The organism is Virgibacillus indicus (assembly GCF_002266285.1).
Classification (GTDB): domain Bacteria; phylum Bacillota; class Bacilli; order Bacillales; family Amphibacillaceae; genus Virgibacillus_K; species Virgibacillus_K indicus.
In genome coordinates, this window is sequence record NZ_NPMS01000001.1 from 388,972 (window position 1) to 411,533 (window position 22,562).

Sequence of the window (22,562 nt, forward strand, 5' to 3'; positions counted from 1 at the left end):
TTTCGTATATAATAATAGATCAAAAGGGGGTGAGTTATTTTGCTGGGAAAAGGTAATCGGATCTCCATATACATAGTTTTAATTATTTTATGTATCGTTGCTTTAATTCCCAACACACATTATTCTGCAGAAGCAAATGAAAATGGAGCTGGTAAATCCGTCCATTTTATTCCGATTAAAAAAGAAGTGGAACGGGGTTTGCAGGCGTTTTTAACCCGTACTACAGAAGAAGCAATTGAAGAAGGAGCCGACCATATTATTTTTGAAATTGATACACCAGGCGGACGCGTAGATTCAGCTGGTCAAATTGGCGGAATCATTCAGGATTTAGAGATACCTTCTACTGCTTATATCGTGAACCAAGCCCTTTCTGCTGGATCCTATATTGCATTATTTGCAGATACAATTTATATGAAACCACATGCTACAATGGGAGCAAGTGGGATCATAAATTCTGATGGAACTGCTGCAGATAAGAAAGCACAATCAGCCTGGCTTGAGGCTATGCGCAGTGCAGCTGAAGCAAAAGACAGAGACCCATTGTATGCAGCAGCAATGGCTGATTCGGAAATTGATCTGCCTGAATACGGTGCACCAGAAGGAAAGTTTCTTACTCTAGGTCCTAAAGATGCCATTGAAGTTGGATATTCGGAAGGGACGGTAAATGACCGTGTTGAATTATTGCATGAATTAGGCTTATCCGATGCCAAGGTTGTTGAGAAGGAAACTACTTTTTCTGAGGAAGTTGCCAGATTTTTAACTAACCCTGTTGTTGTGCCAATTCTCTTATCTCTTGCAAGTCTTGGACTAATTGTTGAATTATATTCTCCTGGCTTTGGGGTTCCGGGCATAATGGGGCTTGTCTCACTAATACTATTTTTTTATGGGCATATTGTTGCAGGACTTGCTGGCATGGAAGCAGTCGTTCTTTTGATTCTAGGTATTATAATGATAGCAGCCGAGTTTTTTGTGCCCGGTGGAATTCTCGGATTACTTGGTGCGGGAGCAATAATTGGATCTCTGTTTATGTCAGGATATGATTTAGGCCATATGTCGATGAGCATAGGTATTGCCTTTTTAGTCGCATTAATTGCTGCCGTTATTCTCTTTAGACAGATAGGCATGGATAAAGGAATCTTCCGGCATGTTATTCTAAAAGACAGTACAACGACAGAACTAGGATATGTTTCGTCTGTAAACCGTCTGGAATTAATTGGACTTGAAGGTACTGCGGTTACTCCATTAAGACCGTCCGGCACTGCTCTGCTCGATAATGAACGGGTAGATGTTGTTTCCGATGGCGGGTTTATTGATGCAAATAAGCAAATAAAAGTTGTAAAAGTTGAAGGGGTTCGTATTGTTGTTAGAGAAATCTAATATATAATAAATTTAAAACAGGAGGAATTATGTATGGAGTTTTATGATCTTATGCCGTTTATCATTATTGCGGTAATTTTGATTGCTTTGGCAATTTTATTTACGTTTATTCCAGTTGCACTATGGATTAGTGCATTGGCAGCTGGGGTTAAAGTTGGTATTTTCACCTTGATAGGTATGCGTCTCAGAAGGGTTGTACCGAATCGGGTAATAAATCCATTAATTAAAGCACATAAAGCTGGATTAAATGTCAAAACAAATCAGCTGGAAAGTCACTATTTAGCTGGTGGTAATGTAGATAGAGTAGTTAATGCATTAATTGCCGCACATCGGGCAAACATCGAATTACCATTTGAACGTGGTGCTGCAATTGACCTTGCAGGCCGTGATGTGCTCGAAGCAGTACAAATGAGTGTAAATCCGGAAGTTATTGAAACACCATTTATTGCAGGTATTGCAATGGACGGAATCGAGGTTAAAGCGAAAGCGAGAATTACTGTCCGGGCAAACATTGACCGATTGGTCGGTGGTGCAGGTGAAGAAACAATTATTGCTCGTGTTGGTGAAGGTGTTGTAAGTACAATTGGTAGTTCTGACACACATGCAAAGGTATTGGAAAATCCTGATTCTATTTCCCAGACAGTATTGAGTAAAGGGCTCGATTCAGGTACTGCTTTTGAAATTCTATCAATAGATATTGCTGACGTTGATATCGGCAAAAACATTGGTGCAATTCTGCAAACTGACCAAGCTGAAGCTGATAAAAACATTGCACAGGCAAAAGCTGAAGAACGCCGTGCGATGGCAGTTGCACAAGAACAGGAAATGGTTGCACGGGTTCAGGAAATGCGTGCGAAGGTTGTTGAAGCTGAAGCAGATGTTCCGCTTGCACTGGCCGAAGCATTGCGTTCAGGAAATTTAGGAGTTATGGATTATATGAACTATAAAAATATCGATGCAGATACAGATATGCGCGATACGATTGGTAAATTATCTAAAGATAATAATGATGATAATGAAAACAACTAAAACAATCGTTGTAGACAAAGGGGGGGTTTGATGGAAGGACTTTTTAATCTTTTCGAAGCTCTTGCGTCTAATGGCTATATTATTTTCATCATTATCGCAGGGATTATTGGTTTTCTCAAAAACAGTTCAAATAAACAAAAAGAAGAACAGCAAAAGAGACCGAATAAATCCCCAAGGTCCAGAACAGCACCTTCTGGTGGAAAACCAAAGCAAAAGGTATACGTTGATAATGAGGCTGATCGTGTTTATACATCATCAATAGAGGATAAGCAAAATGAACAGATGGAACAGCTTGCAAACCGGTACCGGACTAGTGGCGATCAAAGCATGAAGGATCTGGAACACAGTGCATTTAATGACCTTAGTAAATCTGAAATAGACCTAAGTCAGAAACGCAGCCATTTAAAAAGAGAAATTGGCAGTAACTTAGAAGGAAAACGTCTGATTAATGGAATTATCTTGTCTGAAGTTTTAGGGCCGCCAAGAGCCCAAAAACCATACCGGAGCATCGTCTCCCAACGAAGAAAATAAAAAAAGAAAAAGCCATCGGCAAATAAGTGGAAGAAGCTTATTTCTGCCGATGGCTTTTTGTTGTTCTTATATTTTGCATGTTCTCATAAATATATATGGGAGAGGGGGCTGCATAAGTGAAGAAATTGCATCAGAGAATTCGCCCATGGCTAATTAAATATCTTGCACTTCCTTCTGATGTTTTACTAGGGCTTCCAAGAATAACCATAATTGGACAAATTCATGTATACATAGAAAACCATCAGGGGCTGGCAACGTATTCAGATAATGAGCTTAAATTAAAGACGAATAAAGGATATATCCAAATTACAGGTTCATCGTTTGTTCTGAAAATGATGCTGCCTGAAGAAATATTACTGGAAGGTAAAATTAAAGAAGTTAAATTCGTCCCCGAGTGATACGAAAGGAGGAGGCAATGAAACAAACACAAGGATCTTCTTTAACAGGATATGTCACGATATTGGTAAAGGGTACAAGCCCTGAACTTTTTTTTCAGAAATGTATTGGCGAAGGATTAACTGTCTGGAATGTAAGAAAAACAGCAGAAGATGAATGTGAGGGAAATATTAAATTACATGATGTCAGACATGTGAGACAACTAAAACGGGGAACAGATTTTAAAATTTCATTTCTAAATAAAAAAGGCTACCCATTTTTATTCAGAAGGTTTATTCGGAAAAGACATGTTGTAATAAGTTTATTCATCAGTATTTTATTAATTTTATTTTTATCCAATATCATTTGGGAAGTGAAGATTTCTGGGGTGCCAAAAGAAATTGAAGAGAAAATCAGTAAGCAATTGGATAGTTACGGGATTCATCCTGGCTCATGGATTTTCTCACTTGAATCACCAAATGCTATTCAGCAAAAGTTAGTTGAGGATGTACCCGAGCTTTTATGGGTTGGTGTTGATCAAAAAGGGACAACCTTTTTTCTTGAAGGGGTTGAAAAAATTATAGTTAAGGAGGAGGAAAAACCCGGACCAAGAAATTTAATTGCTACAAAAAAGGGTGTTATCAAAAAAATGTATGTTTCAAAGGGAGTTCCTCAAGTTGGAGTAAATGATTATGTTGAGCCAGGGGATCTACTGGTTTCTGGAATCATAAACAATAGCGAAGAGGAGGATGAAGATGATAAAAAGCAGCCTGACCTGGTTGCAGCAGCTGGTGAAATAACAGCTACAACATGGTATGAAGTTAATGTTACAGTCCCATTAAAAGGAACTTTTGAAATACTGACAGGCAACCAGAAAAAACAGTATTTTTTTAGCATCGGAGATTTCCGGCTCCCTGTATGGGGATTCAGGAAGCCAGAATTTGAGAATATTCATAGAGAAACAAATGAGGAAAATCTGAAGTTTTTTAAATGGGAGCTTCCTATAAAAGCCGGTGAAACGATTTTAAGAGAAAAAATAAATACCAAAAGTAATAGAACAAAGGAGGAAGCAGTTCAGGCAGGGATAAATCAGGCAATAAATGAGTTAAAATTACAATTAGGTCCAAAAGCACAAATTATCTCCCAAAAAGTTTTGCATGAAGCTATTGACAATGGTAAAGTTAAATTAAACTTATATCTTAATGTAGAGGAAGATATTGCAAAAGTACAACCTATAAGTCAAGGAGATTGATTATGTCGGGTAACCTAACAGAAATTGACCTGCAATTAACAAATCCAACTGAAGCATTAGCTTTGTTTGGCGCAAATGATAAATATTTAAAACAAATTGAAGAACAACTGAATGTTTCCATTGTGACCCGTGGAGAACAGGTAAGTGTATCTGGCAGCAAGGATGATGATATAAAACTCGTTCAGGAGATCCTGTTAACTCTTCTATCTGTAATAAGAAGAGGGCTGACTATTTCTGAAAGAGATGTTGTATATGCAGTTGATTTGGCCAAAGATGGCAAAATTAATCAATTGGAAACCTTGTTTGAAGATGAAATCACAAAAAATGCAAAGGGAAAATCGATCCGTGTTAAAACTTTAGGGCAAAAAGGCTATATTAATGCTATTAAATCACATGATCTGGTTTTTGGAATTGGCCCTGCTGGTACTGGTAAAACCTATTTAGCTGTCGTTATGGCTGTACATGCTTTAAAACAAGGCCTTGTTAAAAAAATCATTTTAACAAGGCCAGCAGTTGAGGCCGGTGAAAGCTTAGGGTTTCTGCCTGGTGATTTAAAGGAAAAGGTAGATCCTTACCTAAGGCCTTTATACGATGCCTTACATGATGTTCTGGGAGCTGAACATACAATGCGCCTGATTGAAAGAGAAACAATTGAGATAGCCCCGCTAGCTTATATGCGTGGAAGAACACTTGATGATGCATTTGTTATATTAGATGAAGCACAAAATACAACACCGGAACAAATGAAGATGTTTTTGACACGTTTGGGGTTTGGTTCCAAAATGGTAATAACCGGCGATATTACTCAAATAGACCTGCCTAAAGGTGTGAAATCCGGATTGCAGACGGCAGACCAATTGCTGAATAGAGTGAAAGGAATCTCATTTATTCATCTTGACCAGACAGATGTAGTGAGACATCCACTTGTACAAAGGATTATTGCTGCATATGAAAGAAATATATAGAAGTAAGGCCCATTTATGGGTCTTATTTGTATATTAATTTACATTTGATGGGGTGAAACGTATGGAAAAGAAAAAAATGTCCAATTTTAAGTTCTTTTTCAATGTGAAGAATAAATACATTTTTATTTTATTTCCAGTAGCGGTCTTAGCAATTTTTTTCTTTTTTGTTACGTTAAATAATGTACATACCGAAACGTATGATATCGAACGCTTTAATAGTGCAAAAGAAACAATACATTCCCCAATAACGATAGAGAATGAACAGGAAACGGAACGGAAAACAAGGGAAACAGTGCAAGCAGTTGAGGACAGATATAATATATCGAAAGAAATAACAGAGGAACGTACAGCATATGTAGATGAAATATTTGATGCCATTGCAAAGTCGGATGAAGAGAACCTCAAAAAGGATGATTCCGGGGATGACAATACAGCAGCTTTAATAACAAGTCAGGAAAAGGTCCAGCGGCTGAAGCAGATCCTCTCCCCTGAAATAACGGAGCAATTAAATGACAGTGTTCTGGCAAAATTAATAGAGGTGCCAAGCAGTGAACGTGAAAAAGGCAGAACACTATTTAATTCAGCATTGAGTGATACACTTGAAAATGGTGTTCGTGCTGAGAATATCCAAAGTGCAATTTCAACAATGAAGCAGAATATTAAATACTCAACCATGGACAGTAATCTCAAGAAATCTCTGACAAAACTGACTGAATTTGCAGTTGTTGAAAACTCATTCTTCGATTATGAAAAAACAAATACTGCGCAGAAGGAAGCAGCCAGCAGTGTCGAGCCTGTTATGATCAGAGCAGGTGAGGTTATTGTCCGGGAAGGTCAGATTATTACCAATGAAATCTATGAAAAACTAAACTTGGCTGGTCTATTGAATAAAGAAAGAAATGTTTTTCCGATTATTGGACTGGCATTGTTAATCCTGTTGATAAGCAGTGTTATTGCCTATGAGATGTTTAGGCTCAACAGATTAGGACAATTAGATAAAGGCAAACTGATGTCAATCATATTTATAAGTTTTATCGTTGTCTTATTAATGAAAATTATAAGCATCTATGCAAATAACACAAATCAGCTGTTTTATGTTGTACCCGTTGCAACAGGGGTTTTATTGGTTAAACTTCTGATTCGTGAACGCACTGCAATCCTGTTTGCGGGTATATATGCAATTTTGGGAAGTGTCATTTTTAATAGCCAAATCCCAGGATCTTTAAACGTTGAAGCTGGAGTCTATTTCTTTTTCTCTCAATTGGCGGGAATTATTTTTCTGATAAATCTTAAAGACCGCTTTGCCATCTTAAAAGCTGGCTTAGGAATGACGATCGTAAATGTAATTGCTGTATTATTATTCTTATTTCTCTCTTTCGAAAAATATGCTATAGCTGATATATTTATTCTATCAGGTTTCGGAATAGCTTCTGCATTTTTATCAGCAGTGCTGACAATTGGATTGCTTCCATTTTTTGAGACCAGTCTAGGAATTCTTTCTGATATTAAATTACTGCAGCTGTCCAGCCCAAACCAGCGATTATTGAAAAAGCTTTTAACTGAAGCACCAGGAACCTACCATCATTCGATTATGGTTGCAAATTTAAGTGAAACAGCTTGTGAAGCTATAGGTGCGAATGGTTTGCTGGCAAGAGTTGGAGCATATTACCACGATATCGGAAAAACGGTACGGCCACATTATTTTATTGAAAACCAACTATCGATAAAAAATCCGCACGATGTAATACCACCGAGGCAAAGTGCTGAGATCATTATTAGTCACCCGTATGATGGAGCCGTAATGCTGAAAGAGCACCGTTTGCCAAAAGAAATTATAGATATTGCCAAACAGCACCATGGTACATCATTGCTTAAATACTTTTATTACAAGGAAAAAGAGACAAACAAGCAGGTTACAGAGGAAAGTTACAGATATCCTGGGCCTAAGCCTCAAACGAAGGAAGCAGCTATTATTTGTATCTGTGATTCAGTGGAAGCAGCTGTCCGATCTTTAAAGGAGCCAACTGAAGAAAAAATCGAGGAAATTGTTGCTTCAATTGTTAATAGTCGTTTGATGGATGGTCAGCTTGATGAAAGCCCGCTTACATTAAAGGAGCTGAAAATAATTCATCGAACTGTATGTGACACACTGAAAGGTATTTTTCATTCCAGAATACAATATCCAATGAAGGAGGCAAAATAACATGCATATTGATTTTCACGATCAGACAAAATCTGTACCCACAGATTACATTGATTTACTGCAGAGGCTGGTTGTTTATACAGCCGAGAAAGAAGGTATTTCACAAGAGGCTGAGCTTTCCGTTAATTTTGTCGATAACAAAGAAATACAGGAGCTCAATCGCAACTACAGGCAAAAGGATATGCCAACAGATGTTATCTCCTTTGCCATGCAGGAAACTGTAGAAGGTGAACTGGATATTATTGGTGAAGATATACCTTTAATGCTAGGAGATATCGTAATATCTGTTGACAAGGCGAAAGAACAGGCAGAAGATTATAATCACTCTTTTGAAAGAGAATTAGGATTTCTGACAGTACACGGGTTTCTTCATCTATTGGGATATGACCATATAAATAAGGATGATGAGGAAATAATGTTTAAAAGACAGGAAGAAATACTGGGTGAGTTTGGAATTGAAAGATAAAAAAAGGACGATCGGATTTTCTTATGCGTGGAATGGCATCAAGCATGTAATCCGAACAGAAAGAAACTTTCGATTTCACCTGATGGCAGCTATCCTGGTTATTATAGCTGGGATTGTATTTCATATATCTCACGTAGAGTGGTCGCTCGTAATGATCGTAATTGGACTTGTTTTGATTTTGGAAATGATAAATACCGCAATCGAAAAATTGATCGATTATCTTAAACCTGAAATTAATCCTGCAGCAAAAATAATAAAAGATATCTCAGCAGCTGCCGTGCTGATTTCGGCTATTACTGCAGCAGCCATTGGATTAATTATTTTTATTCCAAAAATTATAATAATACTCTAGCGCCCCCATTGTTGCGGGGCTTTTTATTTTGGAAGTTTTCTAAAAGGCAGGACTGCATCATGGAGTCTTTACACTGAACAGATTTGGTACTGCACCTCGTTCGCCTCACCGAATAGATTTATTGTTATTGACACAAAATCTATAGAATGCGACGTAGTGAAAGTTCATTTGCGTCGTGCAAAAGCTTGTTGAGTGCTAAAACTCGCTCCGGAAATACACTTCGCTTTTCGCGGGCTCGCGATGAGCCTCCTCGGTCGCAAAGAACGCTCCTTGTGGGGTCTCATCGTCTTCGCTTTCCCGCAGTATTTCCTCCGCTAGTATTCAGGTTACTGCCGATAAAGTGCAATAGCAATCGATACAAGCATAGAACCACCTCACCAGTTCGGGTGAGCGCAGGGCGGTGACTCCTGCGGGAATAGCACGAGTCCGAAGACCCCGCAGAGTGGTTTTCTCGAGGAGGCTGAGGCCGTGCCCGCGGAAAGCATCCGCCCGCAGCGATCCCGAACGGCGATTATAGCAGATACCAATTATGTCGCAATTTACATCAAATGCGTCATTTCAAAAGCTATAGAATTTACCGTGGCGAACAAAGCAAAATTATTACGAATTAAACAGAATGGGATAAAGTTTTTAAAGCTTTTGTCGATTACATGAAAGTCGCATTCATTTGTAGTATTATAAAATATAAGAAAATACGTCACGGAGGATACAACATGCAAAACAATTACAAATCAGGTTTTATTGCTATAATTGGCAGACCGAATGTAGGAAAGTCAACATTTATGAATAGGGTTATCGGACAAAAAATTGCTATTATGAGTGACAAGCCTCAAACAACCAGGAATAAAATTCAGGGAGTACTGACCCAGGATGACGCACAAATCGTTTTTATAGATACTCCCGGTATTCATAAACCGAAGCACCGTTTAGGTGATTTTATGGTCAAAGTAGCTGAAAATACATTAAATGAAGTAGATGCTGTCATCTTTATGATTAATGCGAAAGAGGGATACGGGAAAGGAGATCAATATATCCTTGACCGTCTGCAGCAGGTAAAACGGCCAGTATTTCTGATAATCAATAAAATTGATTTGATTCATCCGGATGATCTGTTCCCATTAATCGAAAAGTATAAAGATAAGTATGATTTTGAAGAAGTGATTCCAATATCAGCACTGCAGGGCAACAATGTTACACGTTTGCTTGATGTCATAAAAAGTCATTTACCAGAAGGTCCCCAGTATTATCCCGAAGACCAGATAACCGACCATCCGGAAAGATTTATTATCAGTGAGCTTATAAGAGAAAAAGCGCTGTTGCTGACACGAGAAGAAGTACCACATTCAATTGCTGTTGTTCTTGAGAATATTGAAACAAGGGAATCAAACGCTGTGTTTATCCAAGGAACCATTATTACTGAACGAAAAACCCAAAAAGGAATTTTAATTGGTAAACAAGGAAGTATGCTGAAAAATATTGGGAAAAATGCTCGGAAAGATATAGAAGCTTTACTAGGGTCAAAAGTGTACCTGGAGCTGTGGGTCAAGGTGAAAAAAGATTGGCGGAATAAACAAAGTCAGCTGCATGAATTAGGTTTTCGCAGTGATGAATATTAACATGGAAAATTTTAATACTAATTGTTTTGAGCTGGACTGGTAATTATAAATAATAGTTACATTTTCAAAGACACATTAAAAGAAAGGTGGGGTTTCTTGTGATTGATATAACCTGGAAGGTTTTTAGACAAACGGGAAACATTGAAACCTATTTATTAATGAAAGAGCTGGAAAATGAACCAGAACCAATTGCGCTTGAACAGCTGGAAAATGAAGAAATGACATCATTGGATACAAAATAACCGCACGTACGCTTTTTAGGGGAAGATTCAGATTGCAAAGAATGTCAATGCATTCTGATGAGATAAGAAAGGTGAAGCAATGTGCTTGAAAAAATTGATGGTATTATAATCAAAACAAAGGATTATGGAGAAACCCATAAACTAATAACAATCTTCAGCAATAAACTTGGTAAGTTTACAGCATTGGCAAGAGGAGCTAAAAAAACAAAAAGTAGAATGGCTGCAGTCACGCAGCCATTCATATATGGTGAGTTTTTTGTATATGTGAACAGCGGACTAAGTACGATACAGCAGGGTGAAGTAAATAATTCGTTCAGGAAAATACGAGAGGATATTATTAAAACGGCCTATACTGCGTATATTACAGAATTGACAGACAAGCTGTTTGACGAGAAAGCACCAGATCCTTTTTTATATGATGAATTATATCGAACCATGTGCTGGATATCAGATAATGAAGATGCAGACATACCGATTATGATGTATGAATTAAAATTATTCACAAAGGGAGGGTTTGCACCAACTGTAGATAAATGCGTAAATTGCGGGAGCAGGGGGACGCCATTCGCCTTTTCGATTAAGGAAGGCGGATTATTGTGTTCTCAATGCAGAAGCATGGATTATGACGCGATTGCTCTGCCAATTGCGGTAGCAAAATTATTTAATCTATTTGCAACTATTTCACTGGATAGAGTTGGATCTGTTTCTGTAAAACCAGAAAATAAGAAACTAATGCGCCGAATTCTGGATGAATATTATGATAAGTATGGTGGCTTCTATTTGAAGTCACGAAAGTTTTTAAATCAGCTGGATCTTTTAAGGGAGTAACATTTATTGACAACCTTTGGAAGAATGAAGTATTATTTGTACATAATATAAAACGTTATTGCAACGATGGAGAATAGTACTTATTCTTTTCTTTTATAGCGAGTCCGGGATAGTGAGAGCTGGATATAGAAATGATAAGGAATGGCACTCTTGAGCAATTTGTATAAAGTGGCTACAAGGTATTTTACTTGAAGCAAATAGGGTGGAACCGCGGCTAAAACCCGTCCCTATGTCTATCTAATTAGGCATAGGGACGGGTTTTTTATTTAATTCTATGGAGGTTATGCAAACGATGAATATACAAGAAATGATTTTAGCACTACAGAAGCATTGGTCAGAGCAAAATTGTATTATCATGCAGGCATATGATGTTGAAAAGGGAGCAGGAACTATGTCACCAATGACGCTGCTTCGGAGTTTAGGTCCTGAGCCATGGAATGTAGCTTATGTTGAACCATCAAGAAGACCTGATGATGGAAGGTATGGTGAAAATCCGAATCGCTTATACCAGCATCACCAATTTCAGGTAATTATGAAACCATCTCCTGATAATATTCAAGAATTATACCTGGATTCACTAAAAAAACTGGGAATAGATCCACTCGAACATGATATACGATTTGTAGAGGATAATTGGGAAAATCCAACACTGGGAGCAGCAGGGCTAGGCTGGGAAGTCTGGCTTGATGGAATGGAAATAACACAATTTACTTATTTCCAGCAGATTGGCGGGCTTGAAGCAAATCCAGTTGCTGTTGAACTCACCTATGGTATTGAGCGTCTTGCTTCTTATATTCAGGACAAAGAAAATGTATTCGACTTGGAATGGACAAATGGAGTTACGGTTAAAGACATATTTTTTCAGCCTGAATTTGAACACTCCACCTATACATTTGAGGAATCTGATACGGATATGCTTTTTCAACTATTTACTATGTACGAAAAGGAAGCCAACAGAACTATGGAAAAAGGACTGGTTTTTCCATCCTATGATTACGTCTTAAAATGCTCACATACGTTTAATTTACTTGATGCCAGAGGGGTTATCTCTGTTACGGAACGAACAGGCTACATTTCAAGAATAAGAAATCTGGCAAGGAAAATTGCAAAAACATATGTGGCTGAGAGAGAAAGACTGGGTTTTCCGTTGCTGAAAAAGGAGGAAAAATAAATGGCTAAAGATGTCCTTTTTGAAATTGGTTTAGAAGAATTACCTGCACGATTTATAGATAGTGCCCAGAGTCAATTAGCTGAGCATACGCAAATATGGCTGAAGGATTTGCGACTCTCGTATAATAAAATCACTGCTTTTTCTACACCCAGACGGCTGGCAGTATTAATCACAGGATTAGCTGAAAAACAAGAGACAGTCGAGGAAGAAGCCAAAGGACCTTCAGAAAAAATAGCTAATGACTCTGAAGGAAACTGGTCCAAAGCCGCTATTGGTTTTACAAGAGGCCAAGGAAAAACAGTTGATGATATTTATACAAAAGAGGTAAAAGGCACTTCCTATATCTTCGTTAAAAAGCATTTAGAAGGAAAACCTGCAGCCGAGTTGTTACCTGGATTTCATGAAATAGTTGAATCCATCCAATTTGGCAAAAATATGCGCTGGGCTGAGCAAAAATTACGGTATGCTCGTCCAATCAGATGGCTTGTCGGTTTATACGGAAATGAAATTATTCCATTTAAAATTGCAGGGGTGAAATCAGGTAACCTTACCTTCGGCCATCGCTTTCTAGGTGATGAAATTACGTTGGACGACCCTGTGAAATACCAGGAGGCTTTACGGGAAAATTTCGTTATTGCAGATCCAAAAGAGCGGGAAAAACTGATTCTTGAGGGGATTAGACAGCTTGAAAAGCAAGAAAACTGTAAAGTTCCGATTGATCAGGAACTTCTGGATGAAGTAAGAAATTTAGTCGAATTTCCAACGGTTTTTGAAGGGACATTTGAAGAGCATTTTCTAAAACTGCCACAGGAAGTATTGATTACTTCTATGAAGGAGCACCAACGCTACTTTCCGGTAAAATCTGTGAAAGGTGATCTATTGCCACGTTTTGTTGGTGTAAAAAATGGGGATTCCCATGCAATAGAAAAAGTAATAAAAGGAAATGAAAAAGTGATCCACGCAAGACTTTCAGATGCTGTTTTTTTCTATGAAGAGGATCAAAAGAAAAGTCTTAATCATTATTTGGAAAAATTGGACCGGGTTATATTTCAGGAAAAGCTAGGAACCGTAAGTGATAAGGTAACACGTGTTGTCCACCTGACTCGCCAGCTGACAGAACTGCTTGAGCTGGATAAAGATACTGCTGTTATTGCAGAAAGAACTGCAGAAATCAGTAAATTTGACCTTATGACTAATATGGTTAATGAATTTACAGAGCTTCAGGGGGTTATCGGTGAAAAGTACGCTTTAAACTTCGGTGAAGATAAAGCTGTTGCAATAGCTGTTCGCGAACATTATTTACCTAAACAGGCAAATGGGGAATTACCACAAACTTCAGCTGGAGCCATCGTAAGCATTGCAGACAAACTAGATACCATTGCTGGATGTATAACAGCTGGTTTAATTCCGACAGGTTCACAGGATCCATATGGATTACGCCGTCAAACTTCCGGTATTTTACGGATAATGGCAGACAGACAATGGCGTATTTCGATTGAAGCCCTTTTAAAATTGACACATAGCTTATATCCTTCACTTGAGGCAGAAAAGCAAAGTGATGGACAAACAGGAAAGGAACTTCAGGAATTCTTCACTGTCCGTGCCTCTTATTTGCTTAAAGAAATGGGTATCGAACAAGATGTGATTCAAGCAGTCCTATCCAGGGAAATAGGAATAATCAACTATTCTTTTGACAAGGCAAAAGTGTTATCGGAAAAACGTAATGATGAACAGTTCAAGTATATTCAAGAGGCTTTGGTCCGGGTACTGAACCTTGCAAATAAAACAGATCTATTTGAGGTTGAACCCGCATATTTTGAAACAGCATCGGAAAAGAATTTGTATGATAAGTTTCATTCTGTTTCTGTTGATTTTAAAGCAGCTGATGAGGATAAAGATGCGGAACTTGCACTATCAAAATTAGGGGAATTGGCAGAGTATATCCACGAATTCTTTGATAATAACATGGTAATGGCAGAGGATAAACGGCTCAGGAATAATCGGCTTTCCCTGGTAAACAATATTGCCCGGTTAATATCCGATTATGCCGATTTATCAACAATAGAATGGAAACAGCATTTTTAATTCTATTCATTAAAAAGTATAACAAATATTCTCTTTTCGCTAATTTTAGTATATAATATTGATTATTAGTATGTCATATTTGTTCGTTGGGTGGTGAAAAGATGGAATTATCTAATAGGCAAGAACAAATTATTGAAATCGTTAAAGGGAATGGTCCAATTACTGGTGAGAACATTGCGGACAAGCTAAATCTGACAAGAGCAACTTTAAGACCGGATCTGGCAATTTTGACAATGGCCGGTTTTCTGGATGCCAGACCGCGTGTAGGATACTTTTTCACAGGCAAGACTGGTTCTGAATTATTAACTGAGAAAATAAAGAAATATAAAGTTCATGAATTTCAGCATATCCCAATTGTGGTAAAAGAAAATGCATCAGTATATGATGCAATATCCACAATGTTTTTAGAAGATGTGGGAACATTATTTGTAGTTGATGAAAATTCTTGTTTAACAGGAGTTCTTTCCCGTAAAGATCTATTGAGGACAGCAATTGGAAAACAGGATTTAAACACGATTCCTGTACATATCATTATGACTAGGATGCCTAATATAACGGTATGCAGGAAAGATGATTTATTATATGAAGTCGCAAAAAAATTAATCGATAAGCAAATTGATGGTCTGCCTGTTGTAAAGGAAACGGATCGGGGCCATGAGGTAATCGGACGCGTTACGAAAACGACAATTACAAAAGTGTTCGTTGAATTAATAACAGATGATCAGCTGTAAATAGGAAACCAAATGTGGAAGGAGCTTAAATATGGGGGCTAAACCGATTGTATATGTTTTGTCTGATTCTGTTGGAGAAACTGCCGAGTTAGTGATTAAAGCTGGGTTAAGCCAGTTCAATAATGGTGAATTTCAAATCCACCGTATTCCTTATGTAGAAGATAAAGGAACAATTAATGAATCAATACAGCTGGCAAAAGAAAAAAATGGAATTATTGGCTTTACGCTAGTTGATCCGGTTCTGCGAAACTATGTAAATGAAAAGGCGAAGGAAATGAATATTGAAGCAATTGATATTATGGGACCAATGCTCACAGCAATGGAACGTGTATTTGACTCTCCTCCACGACTTGAAGCCGGACTTGTTCATAAGCTGGATGAAGATTATTTTAAAAGGGTCGAAGCAATTGAGTTTGCAGTCAAATATGATGATGGTCGTGATTCCAGAGGGATAGCCCGTGCAGATATAATTTTAATAGGCGTATCCCGTACTTCGAAGACTCCTTTATCACAGTATTTGGCTCATAAACGGCTAAAGGTTGCAAACGTGCCTATTGTACCGGAAGTGGATCCACCAGAGGAATTATTTGAAGTTGATCCATCAAAGTGTATTGGTCTGAAAATCAGTCCAGAAAAATTAAATGAAATCAGACGAGAAAGATTGAAAGCTTTAGGGCTGGGGGATCAAGCAACATATGCCAATCTGGAGCGGATTCATCAAGAGCTTGAATACTTTGATAAAACAGTCAATAAAATTGGCTGTGAGGTAATTGATGTTTCTAATAAAGCGGTAGAAGAAACAGCAAATGTTATCCTGCAAACAATTCGTAAATAATAAACGAGTAAAAAACCAAAAACATTCTGTGACCTACTTTGCAGAATGTTTTTTCAAGGTTTTAGAAAAAATATCAATTTAAGAGCTATATTAATAGCATTTTTGTTAAAACTGTATTATAATCAATTTTTGTGTAAAGATATAAGTAACAAACAATCGTTCTATTCTTGAATATGTATTCAGAAAAGTAAAACATTCAATAAAAGGAAGGATTTCAGTAGTTTCGTGTAGAATTGATTAAATAACTCCTTTAAAATTCTTTTTTTGCCAGTGCTGTTGTGTTTTTGGGTTTATCCTATAACTTAGCAAGGTAAAATAAGACTGTAAACAAGTGAGAATCAGAAATAAGAAAGTTCCTTCGAAGATATATAATGACAAAGAAGGAAATTTTTTTCGGATTTCGAGAAAAACTTGTCGAAAAATGAAGGATTTTTTAAAATCAGAAAGAATAATATTATAGTATGGTGGTTTAGATGGCCAATCAAATACCTGAAGAAACAATCGAAGAAGTTCGAAAAGCCAATGACATTGTTGATGTTATTGGGGAGTACGTACAGTTAAAGAAGCAAGGAAGAAATTTCTTTGGTCTTTGTCCATTCCATGGTGAGAAAACGCCATCCTTTTCAGTTACACAGGAAAAGCAGATCTTTCATTGCTTTGGCTGTGGAAAAGGCGGAAATGTTGTAACATTCATGATGGAAATGGAGAGTTTTTCTTTCTATGAGGCTTTAAAATTTCTGTCTAATCGAAGTGGTATTGATTTACCTGATTCTGGCATTAAGCGGGAAACATCGCTGTCACAGGAAAATCAAAGTATTTTAGAGGCTTATGAATGGCTGACAAAACTTTATCATCATTTATTGAGGTTTACAAAAGATGGAAAGGAAGGATACAGCTATTTTAAAGATAGAGGTGTTGATGATGATTCCATTGATGAATTTCAACTTGGCTTCGCACCGAATGTAAAAGATTTTACAGCAGAATTTTTGAGTAAAAAGGGGTTTCACCAGCAATTGCTTGTTAAAGCGGGTTTAATATCAGTAAAAGATGACAATAGTGTAACAGACCGCTTTAGAGGAAGAGTAATATTTCCAATACGAAATCATCTTGGTAAAACTGTGGCATTTGGTGCCCGTTCAATTACAGATCAGGGTCCGAAATATTTAAACAGCTCAGAAAGTGAATTATTTCAAAAGAGCAAGCTTCTCTATAACTTTGATTTGGCGAAAAGGCATATTCGTAAAGAAAGTGAAGCAGTTTTATTTGAAGGATATATGGATGTAATATCTGCATATCAGGCAGGTATTAAGAATGTTATTGCAACAATGGGTACTGCATTGACAGAATCCCAGGCTAAATTGCTCAAGCGTTATGTTGATACGGTAATTATCTGTTATGACGGTGATCAGGCTGGACTTGAAGCGACCTATAAAGCTGCAAATTTATTGCAAAAATCTGGATGTATTGTTAAAGTGGCAAACTTAAAAGGAAATTTGGATCCTGATAGTTATATTAAAGAATATGGTTCCGATGATTTTAAAGATAAGGTAATAAAAGCCAGTGACACATACACCAGTTTCTATATGCGGTATCTAAAAAAAGATTATAACTTAAGTCTTGAAAGTGACCGTATAGAATATATCGAGAAAGTTCTTAAGCAGCTCGCTATGATTGATAGTTCCGTGGAACGGGAATATTATTTGAAAGATGTAAGCAATGAGTACAATATTTCGATAACCACATTGATGGATGAAGTTAAAACAATCAGACAAAAGATAGGATATCACGAGGATAAGAGAGATAAGAACAGATATACTAATAAGGCAGTGAATTTTAGCCGAAATAAAAAACTGCTTCCAGCATTCCAGAATGCTGAGAGACAGCTTCTATCTCATATGCTGCAGGACGATTATATCACTGCCAAAGTGCAGCAGGAAATTGGGGCAGGCTTTAATCTGAATGAACATAAGATAATAGCAACCCATCTGTATGCATATTATGAAGAGGGGCATCCTGCAGATGTCAGCCAGTTTATTGAAAAGCTGACAGATGAAAGTATGAAACAATTAGTCAGTGAAATCGCTATGAACCCTGTTATAAGTGATATAAGTGATAAAGAAATCAATGATTATATCAGAATTATTCGCGCTGAAACCGGTGATAAGAATAATATTAAAACACTTAAAGAACAGCGGAAAATAGCTGAACAAGAGAATGATCCAATAAAAGCTGCGCAAATAGCAATGCAGATTATTGAAATACAGAAACAGTTGAAGAATTCAAATTGAGTAATTAAACAGTCTGGAAGGAGGGGGACTCATGGCAGAAAAAAAGCCTTCGCAAACAAAAGAGAATGAAACAGAGCTAACACTTGAGCAAGCCAAGGAACAATTGGTGGAAATGGGAAAAAAACGTGGTGTACTCGCTTATGAAGAGATAGCGGACCGGCTTTCCAGTTTCGTCATTGAATCAGATCAAATGGACGAGTTTTATGAGTACCTGGGAGAACAAGGTGTGGAAGTAATCGGTGAGTCTGAGGATGATCCAAATATGCAGCAAATTGCCAAGGAGGAGGAATTCAATGTACATGATTTAAGTGTACCACTTGGCATTAAAATAAATGACCCGGTTCGAATGTATTTAAAAGAAATCGGTCGTGTAGATTTACTCTCTGCAGCCGAAGAAATCGAGCTTGCTACCCGTATTGAAAAAGGTGATGAGATGGCAAAACGCCGTTTGGCCGAAGCAAACCTGCGTCTTGTTGTCAGTATTGCAAAACGCTATGTTGGCCGTGGCATGCTGTTTCTTGATCTTATCCAGGAAGGGAATATGGGTTTAATCAAAGCAGTAGAAAAGTTTGATTACCGTAAAGGATTTAAATTCAGTACCTATGCCACGTGGTGGATTCGTCAGGCAATTACTCGTGCAATTGCTGACCAGGCAAGAACAATTCGTATACCGGTGCATATGGTAGAAACCATTAATAAGTTAATCCGAGTCCAGCGTCAATTGCTTCAGGATTTTGGCAGAGAACCAACACCAGAAGAAATTGGTGAAGAGATGGAATTATCACCAGATAAAGTACGGGATATTCTTAAAATTGCACAGGAACCTGTTTCACTGGAAACACCAATCGGTGAAGAAGATGATTCCCATTTAGGTGATTTTATTGAGGATCAGGAGGCAGTATCACCATCAGACCATGCAGCCTATGAACTTCTTAAAGAACAGTTGGAAGATGTGCTCGACACACTTACTGACAGAGAAGAAAACGTACTTCGTTTGCGTTTCGGACTTGATGACGGCCGTACCAGAACCCTGGAAGAAGTAGGAAAAGTATTTGGTGTAACCAGGGAAAGAATTCGGCAGATAGAAGCAAAAGCCCTGAGAAAGCTAAGACACCCGAGCCGCAGTAAAAGGCTAAAAGACTTTTTGGATTAATCTGTATTAGTCATTGTAAGCACCTGATGTGAGCAATGACTTTTCCAGTTTCTTTTTTTCGCTAAACCAAAATCTAATAGTTAATGGTAACTTGCCATTTGCGGGTGGAGTGAATTGTATGGCAGATAACCGGATTGCAACAATTATAAAGGAAATAAACTATTGGAAAGAGCATAATCTTCTTCCTGATGTCTATTGTGATTTTCTCCTTGCATTATATACAAAAGGGGAAGAAGAAACTTCTCCCATTACTCGGACAAAAGAAGAAAAAATAACATTAATTATTAAAACTATCCTTTTATTGCTTTTGTTACCGTTTTCATTTCTTGTTTTATATTTTACTCAATTTCGCCCGTTATTGCAAATCAGTATTATATTTCTTTTTCTGACATATTCTTTTTGGCTGTACGTAAATTTCAAAAATAAAAAGCACAGTTTATTTCATCTGACATTAGGTGTAACGTTAGCTGTCATTCTATTGGCTTCTGTTTATTTCACAGCAGCATATACCGATAAACAAATTATCATTTATCTTATTTTAATGACAAACTTTCTCTTTTGGTTTTTAATGGGGAAGATTAAAAAGGTTAAATATCTCACAGTAGCTGCTATATTAGGTATTGTATTTGCCATTTTTTATATTATTTTATAAAAATTCACATCGAAATACTTTAAACTATTTTGTTTTTCGAGTAAAATGAATATAGCCTTTTATAGGTTTATAATATGGGGATTACATAAGGAGGAAACATAAGTGAAAAATAATGCAGCTGTCCCATATGCAATTATTGCTGTTTTAGGGATACTTACAGTAATCGTAATATCATTTATTGGCATTAATCAACGTGAAGACATTCAACAAGCTGAAGAAGGTGGCGGAGAACAAACTGAAGAGACGCAGGAAGGTGAAACTTCAGATGATCCAGAAGCAATATTTTCTTCCAATTGTGCGAGCTGTCACGGTGCTGATTTGAGTGGAGGTGCTGGTCCAGACCTGACTCAAGTAGGCAGCAGTCTGTCTCAAGAAGAAATTCAGGATATCATTATTAACGGACAAGGCTCTATGCCTGCTGGAATGGCAACTGATGCTGAAGCAGAAGTACTGGCAAGCTGGTTGTCTGAAAAACAGTAACGTATAATGAAATACAATAAAAAGTGAAGCTTTCTGCTATAAACAGAAAGCTTTTCTTTTTCTTTAATTGGAACTAACTGTTGACCACAAAAGAAAGTAGCGATATAAATGAAAGATTCGATAAAGTTATCAAAAAGATTAATGAAAACAGCCTCCTACCTTCCGAAAGGTGCAGTGTTTGCTGATATTGGTTCAGACCATGCCTATTTGCCATGCTATATTTGTCTTAGGGATAATACGGCAAAAGCCATAGCCGGAGAAATCAATGAAGGGCCATATTACAGTGCAGTTGAAACAGTTACACAGTGCGAATTAACAGACGAAATAGAAGTAAGGTTGGGAGACGGACTGCAAATATTAAATGAAGGAGAGGTCCAGCAGGTTATTATTGCCGGAATGGGCGGTTCTCTGATAAAAACAATTTTAGAAGAGGGAATTGAAAAACTCACACGGGTTGAAAGGATTATTGCTCAGCCTAATATCGATGCACGAAATGTCCGTAAGTGGTTCAACCAACAGGATTTTATAATAACAAATGAAGCAATTTTAGAAGAAAATGGCCATATTTATGAAATTATTGCAGCCGATAAAAATGCTCCTGATGATCCATATAAAAAAGATGAAATAGATAAGCAATTATTATTTGGGCCATTGCTTTTAAAAGACAAATCAGAAGTATTTTATAAAAAATGGAAACATGAATATATAAAATTACAACGTGTAATTAATCAAATGAAATGTGCAAAGATTAGAGATGAAGTAAAAATAATTCAGTTTGAAAGAGAATTAAGCTGGATTGAGGAGGTTATAAATGATGAAGGGAACCCTGACTAATTCAGATGTATTTAACCTAATGGAAAAATGGGCTCCAAAAAGACTTGCTTATGACTGGGATAACGTTGGACTGCAAATAGGATCGTACGAACATCAGGTAAATAAAATAATGATTACACTGGATGTACTTGAATCAGTAGTTGATGAAGCAATTGAAAAAGGGGCAGACTTGATTATTGCACATCATCCGCTATTATTTAAACCATTAAGACGAATGGACTTTGACACCCCTCAAGGCCGCACAATTAAGAAGTTGGTCCAAAATAATATTTCTGTATATGCTTCTCATACAAATTTGGATGCTGCAGATGGAGGAGTAAATGATATTCTTTGTGACTTGCTTGGTATTAATAACAGGAGTGTGCTAGTACCTGCAGGAACCGAGAAGCTATATAAGATTGCAGTGTTTGTGCCTGAATCTCATCGGCAAATTGTAATGGAAGCACTAAGTACAAGTGGAGCGGGACATATTGGGGATTATAGCCACTGCACATTTCAAACCAGTGGGCAGGGGACCTTTAAACCACTTGAAGGCACAAATCCTTTTATCGGAAAACAAGACGAATTAGAGGTTGTAGATGAGGTAAAGATTGAAACAATTGTACAGGAAGAAAAATTGCAGCAGGTAATATTGGCTATGCTGGAGGCACATCCATATGAAGAAGCCGCATATGATATTTATCCTTTACAGCTAAACGGAAAAGAATATGGGATTGGCCGAATAGGTACATTAGAGAAGCCACAATCGATGAAAGAATTTTGTGAACATGTAAAAAAAGTATTGGATCTTTCTCACCTGCGTTTAACAGGCGATTTATCAAAAAAGGTTACAAATGTTGCAATTCTTGGCGGTAGCGGTGAAAAATACATCCATGCTGCAAAAGAAAAAGGCGCGGATGTTTATATTACTGGTGACATGACTTTCCACCCGGCTCAGGATGCAGATCAGCTGGGTTTATCCGTAATTGATCCAGGGCACTATATAGAGAAAGTAATGAAAAAAGCTGCGAAGCAATATCTTGATAAAAGACTTAAGAAAGAGCATGTTGAGATTATCGTGTCGGAAACGGATACGAACCCGTTTCAATTTATTTAGG

Annotated in this window: 22 protein-coding genes and 1 other annotated feature; all 22 genes read left to right on the forward strand. The window is 37.4% G+C overall.

Annotated elements, in window-relative coordinates:
- Positions 1-39: 39 nt before the first annotated feature.
- A complete protein-coding gene (locus CIL03_RS01960) occupies positions 40-1,377 on the forward strand; it encodes an NfeD family protein (protein ID WP_094883528.1) in 1,338 nt (445 codons plus the stop codon).
- 33 nt (positions 1,378-1,410) lie between these two features.
- On the forward strand, positions 1,411-2,406 hold the full coding sequence (gene floA / locus CIL03_RS01965) for a flotillin-like protein FloA (RefSeq protein ID WP_094883529.1): 996 nt from the start codon (positions 1,411-1,413) through the stop codon (positions 2,404-2,406).
- Positions 2,407-2,436: 30 nt separating this feature from the next.
- Positions 2,437-2,937, forward strand: a complete 501-nt coding sequence (locus CIL03_RS01970; RefSeq protein ID WP_094883530.1) for a hypothetical protein — start codon at positions 2,437-2,439, stop codon at positions 2,935-2,937.
- A 116-nt stretch (positions 2,938-3,053) separates the two neighbouring features.
- Positions 3,054-3,335 carry a sporulation protein YqfC gene (gene yqfC, locus CIL03_RS01975; RefSeq protein WP_094883531.1) on the forward strand — a complete coding sequence of 94 codons (282 nt, stop codon included), beginning with the start codon at positions 3,054-3,056 and terminating at the stop codon, positions 3,333-3,335.
- 17 nt (positions 3,336-3,352) lie between these two features.
- Positions 3,353-4,564, forward strand: coding sequence for a sporulation protein YqfD (gene yqfD, locus CIL03_RS01980; protein ID WP_094883532.1), 1,212 nt, complete (start codon positions 3,353-3,355; stop codon positions 4,562-4,564).
- Positions 4,565-4,566: 2 nt separating this feature from the next.
- Entirely contained in the window at positions 4,567-5,529 is a 963-nt protein-coding gene (locus tag CIL03_RS01985; protein ID WP_094883533.1) for a PhoH family protein, read from the forward strand.
- Positions 5,530-5,590: 61 nt separating this feature from the next.
- Positions 5,591-7,732 (forward strand): HD family phosphohydrolase, encoded by a 2,142-nt coding sequence (locus CIL03_RS01990; RefSeq protein ID WP_094883534.1) that lies wholly within the window; start codon positions 5,591-5,593, stop codon positions 7,730-7,732.
- A 1-nt stretch (position 7,733) separates the two neighbouring features.
- Complete coding sequence (ybeY, locus tag CIL03_RS01995; RefSeq protein WP_094883535.1) at positions 7,734-8,198, forward strand: rRNA maturation RNase YbeY; 465 nt, start codon at positions 7,734-7,736, stop codon at positions 8,196-8,198.
- Entirely contained in the window at positions 8,188-8,550 is a 363-nt protein-coding gene (locus CIL03_RS02000) for a diacylglycerol kinase family protein (protein WP_165767880.1), read from the forward strand. The genes ybeY and CIL03_RS02000 overlap by 11 nt, the downstream gene beginning before the upstream one ends.
- Before the next feature lie 713 nt (positions 8,551-9,263).
- Complete coding sequence (gene era / locus CIL03_RS02010; RefSeq protein WP_094883538.1) at positions 9,264-10,166, forward strand: GTPase Era; 903 nt, start codon at positions 9,264-9,266, stop codon at positions 10,164-10,166.
- 98 nt (positions 10,167-10,264) lie between these two features.
- On the forward strand, positions 10,265-10,408 hold the full coding sequence (locus tag CIL03_RS02015; protein WP_094883539.1) for a YqzL family protein: 144 nt from the start codon (positions 10,265-10,267) through the stop codon (positions 10,406-10,408).
- Positions 10,409-10,489: 81 nt separating this feature from the next.
- Complete coding sequence (gene recO, locus CIL03_RS02020; protein ID WP_094883540.1) at positions 10,490-11,236, forward strand: DNA repair protein RecO; 747 nt, start codon at positions 10,490-10,492, stop codon at positions 11,234-11,236.
- A gap of 54 nt (positions 11,237-11,290) precedes the next feature.
- Positions 11,291-11,468 (forward strand) — a binding site (T-box leader).
- 60 nt (positions 11,469-11,528) lie between these two features.
- Positions 11,529-12,407 carry a glycine--tRNA ligase subunit alpha gene (gene glyQ, locus CIL03_RS02025; protein WP_094883541.1) on the forward strand — a complete coding sequence of 293 codons (879 nt, stop codon included), beginning with the start codon at positions 11,529-11,531 and terminating at the stop codon, positions 12,405-12,407.
- A complete protein-coding gene (gene glyS / locus CIL03_RS02030; protein ID WP_094883542.1) occupies positions 12,408-14,492 on the forward strand; it encodes a glycine--tRNA ligase subunit beta in 2,085 nt (694 codons plus the stop codon). It begins immediately after the preceding gene.
- A gap of 101 nt (positions 14,493-14,593) precedes the next feature.
- A complete protein-coding gene (gene ccpN, locus CIL03_RS02035; RefSeq protein WP_094883543.1) occupies positions 14,594-15,223 on the forward strand; it encodes a transcriptional regulator CcpN in 630 nt (209 codons plus the stop codon).
- A 31-nt stretch (positions 15,224-15,254) separates the two neighbouring features.
- Complete coding sequence (locus tag CIL03_RS02040; protein WP_094883544.1) at positions 15,255-16,058, forward strand: pyruvate, water dikinase regulatory protein; 804 nt, start codon at positions 15,255-15,257, stop codon at positions 16,056-16,058.
- 473 nt (positions 16,059-16,531) lie between these two features.
- Positions 16,532-18,346, forward strand: coding sequence for a DNA primase (gene dnaG, locus CIL03_RS02045; protein ID WP_094883545.1), 1,815 nt, complete (start codon positions 16,532-16,534; stop codon positions 18,344-18,346).
- A gap of 31 nt (positions 18,347-18,377) precedes the next feature.
- Positions 18,378-19,499, forward strand: coding sequence for an RNA polymerase sigma factor RpoD (rpoD, locus tag CIL03_RS02050; RefSeq protein ID WP_094883546.1), 1,122 nt, complete (start codon positions 18,378-18,380; stop codon positions 19,497-19,499).
- Between the two features lie 118 nt (positions 19,500-19,617).
- Positions 19,618-20,151 carry a hypothetical protein gene (locus tag CIL03_RS02055; protein ID WP_094883547.1) on the forward strand — a complete coding sequence of 178 codons (534 nt, stop codon included), beginning with the start codon at positions 19,618-19,620 and terminating at the stop codon, positions 20,149-20,151.
- Positions 20,152-20,253: 102 nt separating this feature from the next.
- Positions 20,254-20,631: a cytochrome c550 gene (cccA, locus tag CIL03_RS02060; protein ID WP_094883548.1), complete on the forward strand. Its 378-nt coding sequence runs from the start codon at positions 20,254-20,256 to the stop codon at positions 20,629-20,631.
- Between the two features lie 108 nt (positions 20,632-20,739).
- Positions 20,740-21,465: a tRNA (adenine(22)-N(1))-methyltransferase gene (locus CIL03_RS02065; RefSeq protein WP_094883549.1), complete on the forward strand. Its 726-nt coding sequence runs from the start codon at positions 20,740-20,742 to the stop codon at positions 21,463-21,465.
- Complete coding sequence (locus CIL03_RS02070) at positions 21,443-22,561, forward strand: Nif3-like dinuclear metal center hexameric protein (protein WP_094883550.1); 1,119 nt, start codon at positions 21,443-21,445, stop codon at positions 22,559-22,561. The genes CIL03_RS02065 and CIL03_RS02070 overlap by 23 nt, the downstream gene beginning before the upstream one ends.
- The last annotated feature ends 1 nt before the right edge of the window (position 22,562 follow it).

Bases quoted from the DNA above. Each gene is read 5' to 3' on its own strand.
- yqfD (WP_094883532.1), top strand. From the start codon at position 3,353: ATGAAACAAACACAAGGATCTTCTTTAACAGGATATGTCACGATATTG.
- rpoD (WP_094883546.1), top strand. From the start codon at position 18,378: ATGGCAGAAAAAAAGCCTTCGCAAACAAAAGAGAATGAAACAGAGCTA.
- ccpN (WP_094883543.1), top strand. From the start codon at position 14,594: ATGGAATTATCTAATAGGCAAGAACAAATTATTGAAATCGTTAAAGGG.
- CIL03_RS01970 (WP_094883530.1), top strand. From the start codon at position 2,437: ATGGAAGGACTTTTTAATCTTTTCGAAGCTCTTGCGTCTAATGGCTAT.
- CIL03_RS01985 (WP_094883533.1), top strand. From the start codon at position 4,567: ATGTCGGGTAACCTAACAGAAATTGACCTGCAATTAACAAATCCAACT.
- dnaG (WP_094883545.1), top strand. From the start codon at position 16,532: ATGGCCAATCAAATACCTGAAGAAACAATCGAAGAAGTTCGAAAAGCC.
- CIL03_RS02040 (WP_094883544.1), top strand. From the start codon at position 15,255: ATGGGGGCTAAACCGATTGTATATGTTTTGTCTGATTCTGTTGGAGAA.
- glyS (WP_094883542.1), top strand. From the start codon at position 12,408: ATGGCTAAAGATGTCCTTTTTGAAATTGGTTTAGAAGAATTACCTGCA.
- CIL03_RS02065 (WP_094883549.1), top strand. From the start codon at position 20,740: ATGAAAGATTCGATAAAGTTATCAAAAAGATTAATGAAAACAGCCTCC.
- floA (WP_094883529.1), top strand. From the start codon at position 1,411: ATGGAGTTTTATGATCTTATGCCGTTTATCATTATTGCGGTAATTTTG.
- CIL03_RS02070 (WP_094883550.1), top strand. From the start codon at position 21,443: ATGATGAAGGGAACCCTGACTAATTCAGATGTATTTAACCTAATGGAA.
- era (WP_094883538.1), top strand. From the start codon at position 9,264: ATGCAAAACAATTACAAATCAGGTTTTATTGCTATAATTGGCAGACCG.
- CIL03_RS01990 (WP_094883534.1), top strand. From the start codon at position 5,591: ATGGAAAAGAAAAAAATGTCCAATTTTAAGTTCTTTTTCAATGTGAAG.
- CIL03_RS02055 (WP_094883547.1), top strand. From the start codon at position 19,618: ATGGCAGATAACCGGATTGCAACAATTATAAAGGAAATAAACTATTGG.
- glyQ (WP_094883541.1), top strand. From the start codon at position 11,529: ATGAATATACAAGAAATGATTTTAGCACTACAGAAGCATTGGTCAGAG.
- ybeY (WP_094883535.1), top strand. From the start codon at position 7,734: ATGCATATTGATTTTCACGATCAGACAAAATCTGTACCCACAGATTAC.